The 3985-nt window shown below is 34.1% G+C and carries 3 protein-coding genes; all 3 read left to right on the top strand.

From position 1 onward, the window contains the following. A partial coding sequence (locus FLB_RS05480) for a gliding motility-associated C-terminal domain-containing protein (protein WP_157490554.1) occupies positions 1-2216 on the top strand: 2216 nt, incomplete at its 5' end. A gap of 58 nt (positions 2217-2274) precedes the next feature. Further along, positions 2275-3186: a type IX secretion system membrane protein PorP/SprF gene (locus FLB_RS05475; protein ID WP_064714964.1), complete on the top strand. Its 912-nt coding sequence runs from the start codon at positions 2275-2277 to the stop codon at positions 3184-3186. Positions 3187-3200: 14 nt separating this feature from the next. After that, positions 3201-3848: a tetratricopeptide repeat protein gene (locus FLB_RS05470; protein WP_157490553.1), complete on the top strand. Its 648-nt coding sequence runs from the start codon at positions 3201-3203 to the stop codon at positions 3846-3848. Positions 3849-3985: the final 137 nt, after the last annotated feature.

Raw genomic sequence — 3985 nt, 5'->3', positions numbered from 1 at the left:
CAAATTATACTTTAACAACTACTATAACAGCTACTGGTTGTTCTGCTCAAGATACAGTTATCGTAACGGTCTTGAATACCCCAAAACCACTTGCTTTGGGTGTTACAATAGCGAACAATTGTCCTGTTGAGACGGTGGATTTAACAACAATTCAACCTACTCCTGTGAGTGGAATTACATACGAGTGGTGGACAGGAACCGCCTCTACTCGATTGACACAAATCAACAATACTACAAGTTATGAAACTTCTGGTAAAGTGTATTTATGGAGTAAAAGTTCTACAGGAGGATGTTATGGACTAACAGGTTCAGAAGTTGAAGTTGTAATAACCCCTTGTTGCGCGGCTTCAGTTGGTACACTTAGAGACATCTCCCCTTTTAGTTACTATGACGAACCTGCAGACCTCACAAAATTGAGTCATACAAACTTTACCAACACATCTATTGTTCGCTACGTATTAGTAAATAATACAGATGGTAAAATTAAATATATCAATAATACTCAACCTAAATTTTTGGGTGTGGGATCTGGAAGTTACACGGCACATGCATTAGTTTTCGGTCCTACAGCCAACCCAACTGGAATTGAAATAGGAAACAAACTAAATCAAATTCAGCCTTTCTGCGGAGCATCTGCTAATGTTGAACTAGCTGTATTTCCAAATAGTTGCAGTAGTGAGGATACCTTTAATGCTAAAATAAAAAATGCTAAAGCGTATGCATTGTTAGATTTAGATAGCAATACATTTAACCAAGTTAATACAACGGGAACATTTATAAACAGTAAAAATGGTATTCCCTATCAAATAGTTGTTTTTAATTATACGGGTACAGCAACAGGAATTCAAGTAGGAGGAACCATAAAAGATGTTACCGCAACAAATTTAGATATCATTGCTGAAGATATAGTATATGGATGCGCTCCGATTACTACTCAAATTGACGGATTGATTTATAATGATAAAGATAAAACGTGTAAAGAAGGGAACAATACGCAACAAGGCTTACCAAACACAACTCTTTATGTAAAATTAATTAATGCCAAAAATGAAGTTATAGCAGTTTCAAAAGTTAGTGCCTCATCTTATCTTTTTTCATTTTCTACTGATTTATTTGATGGAAAATATACTGTGATTGTAGATGACAACAATGATTTTTCTGACATAACCCCAACCTATCCAGCAAATTGGAAAGGAAACAGTCAAACATTTACTATCGCATCAGGACAAATTGTTGAGTTTCTTTCGAATACGGCCAATTTTGTTCCATTGTGCATGCAATCTACCACTGTTCTAGCAACTGATGATACGGCTAGCGGTATTGATGGATTTAGTGGGGCAAAAAATATTTTAAATATTTTAACGAATGATTTTATTGATTCAGCCACCGCAAAAATAAATAATGTAAGCATAAGCGTCATCACTCCAGATGCTACAGGTAAAATAGTTTTAAACCCCGATGGCTCAGTTGATGTAAAAGCTGGAACTCCTGCAGGAAATTATACTTTTGTGTATGAGTTATGTACTATAAACTCTCCTAAAGTATGTGATCAAGCCACAGTAACCATCACTGTTGTTGCACCCGTTATTATAGCTGTCAATGATGATTATAGTACAAAACCTATAGATGCATCCAAAGGAGTTATTTTAAATATCTTAGGTAATGATAAGATTAACAACGGAGCAGTAAGTCCTTCTCAAGTAACTATTACTATTTTGGATACTAATGGAATAGAAGGTGTAACTGTTGATGCGCAAGGAAGAGTTATAATTCCAGCTGGAATTCCAATTGGAACCTATGTTTTAACGTATAGAATTTGTGATGTAATTAACCCAAGTAATTGCGCTACGGCAAGCATAACTATTATAGTAAAAGATCCGTGCGATTTTGATGATAGTCCATCTTCCTGTGATATTCTGGTACACAATGCTTTTTCACCAAATAACGATGGAATGAATGAGGTCTTTACTATTGAGCGAATTGAAAAGTATCCAGATAACACCGTTGAAATTTACAACCGTTGGGGAGTACTAGTGTTCGAAGTATCGGGTTATGACAATACCTCAAGGGTTTTTGTGGGATTATCCGAAGGCCGTGTTACGGTAAACAAAGCTGATGCTTTGCCAAGCGGTACCTATTATTATGTGGTTAAATACAAAAAACCAATCAGTGGGATAGTAAATCAAAAAGCTGGATTCTTGTACATCTCAAAATAAATTGCCTTACATAAGAATAGTCTGAGCGTTAAGCGCTCAGGCTTTAAAAAAATATAAAATGAAAACAAAAATAGCCTCTTTCATTACAATGCTACTAGCCTTAGTGAGTTATGGTCAACAAGATTCACAATTCACACAATACATGTACAATACCATCAATATCAATCCTGCTTATGCAGGTAGTCGGGGCGCCATGAGTATTTTTGCTCTTCATCGAACCCAGTGGGTAGGTTTAGATGGAGCACCAACTACTAATACCGCATCAATTAATACTCCTATTAGTAATACTAATTTAGGATTGGGCGTTTCATTTGTGAATGATAAAATTGGTCCAACGAATGAAAACACCATTTCAGCAGACCTGTCCTATACCATTCCTACCTCAGAGAATTTCAAACTCTCTTTTGGAATGAAAGCTTCGGCAAATTTATTTAATTTAGATGCCAATAAATTAAATCCTTTAAACCAAGGCGATCCACAATTTCAGAATTTGAGAAACGTTTTTACCCCAAATATTGGAGCTGGAATTTACTACCATTCTGATAAAGCTTATGTTGGACTATCGGTTCCTAATTTCATTCAAACCAATCGATACAATGATAACGAAGTGGCCATTTTCAAAGAAAAAATGAATTATTACTTAATCGGGGGTTATGTGTTTGACTTATCATATAATGTAAAATTCAAACCTGCTTTTTTAACCAAATTAGTTCAAGGTGCCCCTTTACAAGTAGATGTTTCAGGGAATTTTTATATCAATGAAAAGCTTACTCTAGGATTGGCTTATCGTTGGAGTGCTGCCATGAGCGCTATGGTAGGATTTCAAGTCACAGAAGGCATGTACATTGGTTATGGATATGATTTAGAAACTACCAAATTAGACAATTACAATTCAGGATCACATGAAGTTTTCTTACGTTATGAAATCTTCAAAAATAATAATAAAATTGTAACTCCTAGATGGTTTTAAATTTCAAATTTTTAATGAGATTACAATCAAAGATGATTTCAAAAATTATTCTCATATCACCAATAATTTTTTACAGTCAAAACAATCCAGAAAAGTTAATGGATTCCGACAAAGAAATTAAGTCAAAATCCTATGAAGTTATTGAAACTATTCGAACTGCATTTGGACGTACTAAAGTAGTTTATGTTGTCAGTAACAAGAATATGATTGATACCTATGATTTAGGTCCAAATAACACCAGAGAAGTTCGAGAAATAATAGTTTATAAGAAAGCTAGAGAGAAAAAATATTACACAGGACTTAATTTACAAGCTAAGGATCTAAAAGAAGTAAATGGCAATACAAATGTTATTAGTGACCAAGAAATTGTAAATCCCAACAAAAGTATTACCATCATCCCTATAGAAACCTATGAAAGACTGGTGGAACAAGGCATCCGTTCGTCAGAATTATATAGTCAACTTGCGGATGCCTATTTTTATAAAAATGATTATGCTAAAGCCTCTAAATATTATTTTGAATTCTTTACTATCGAAAAGAGAATTAAACCAGAATTTTACTTGAGATATGCTGTAACCTTGGATAAACTTGGCCAAAAGGAAAAATCTAAGGTATTATTAATGACTTATGAGGCTTTATTAAAAAATCAAAAAATCAAATAAAAAACCAGATTTATACCCTTAGATCATGAAAAAACAGTTCCTTCTTTGTCTAACTATAAGCTCCTTTTTTTGGAGTTCCAGTTTTGCTCAAAAAGCCAAATTAGCATCCGCGGATAAAAAATACGATAGTTATGCCT

Source organism: Flavobacterium succinicans, from assembly GCF_001662485.1.
GTDB classification, from domain to species: Bacteria; Bacteroidota; Bacteroidia; order Flavobacteriales; family Flavobacteriaceae; genus Flavobacterium; species Flavobacterium succinicans_A.
Note: the sequence above shows the minus strand (reverse complement) of the source record. Positions and strands in the feature narration are given on the sequence as shown.

Coding starts and splice junctions, on each gene's coding strand:
- FLB_RS05475 (WP_064714964.1), top strand. CDS start 2,275: ATGAAAACAAAAATAGCCTCTTTCATTACAATGCTACTAGCCTTAGTG.
- FLB_RS05470 (WP_157490553.1), top strand. CDS start 3,201: ATGAGATTACAATCAAAGATGATTTCAAAAATTATTCTCATATCACCA.